The sequence below is a fragment of the Actinoallomurus acaciae genome (assembly GCF_042429965.1).
Lineage (GTDB): Bacteria > Actinomycetota > Actinomycetes > Streptosporangiales > Streptosporangiaceae > Actinoallomurus > Actinoallomurus acaciae.
The window spans coordinates 1-351 of the sequence record NZ_JBHLZP010001308.1; the positions used below are offsets into that span (position 1 = coordinate 1).

The window sequence follows — 351 nt, forward strand, 5'->3', positions numbered from 1 at the left end:
GCCAGGTCGGCGCGCAGCCGCAGCATCGGGTGCGCGGCGACGACGGCCGCCAGGACGGCGGCCAGCCGGCGGTCGTCGCAGCCCTCGGGCAACGCGATCGTGGCGGACTGGACGAACCGGTCGTACGGCCCGCCGTGGGCGCGCAGCCAGGCCACGATCGGGGTCAGCGGCACGTCGCCGGTCTCATCACCCGGCCGTGCCTCCGCGCCGTCGGCGGCGACCCGTACGACCCGGGCCAGCCCGGCCGGTGTACGGTGCTCGAACACCGCGCGCGGGGTGATCGTCAGACCGTCTTTGCGGGCCGCGGCGACAAGCTGGATGCACACGATGCTGTCCCCACCGAGCCGGAAG

At 75.5% G+C, this 351-nt stretch carries 1 protein-coding gene and 1 pseudogene (1 of these 2 only partly in view); both read right to left on the reverse strand.

Annotation, left to right across the window (positions count from 1 at the left end):
- Window positions 1–326, reverse strand: a 326-nt coding sequence (locus tag ACFFNX_RS52225) for a hypothetical protein (protein WP_378213926.1), incomplete at its 3' end; no start/stop codon positions are given.
- Window positions 284–351 (reverse strand): annotated as a pseudogene (locus ACFFNX_RS52230) (AMP-binding enzyme); it runs 355 nt beyond the window's last position. The pseudogene ACFFNX_RS52230 and the gene ACFFNX_RS52225, both read right to left, overlap by 43 nt.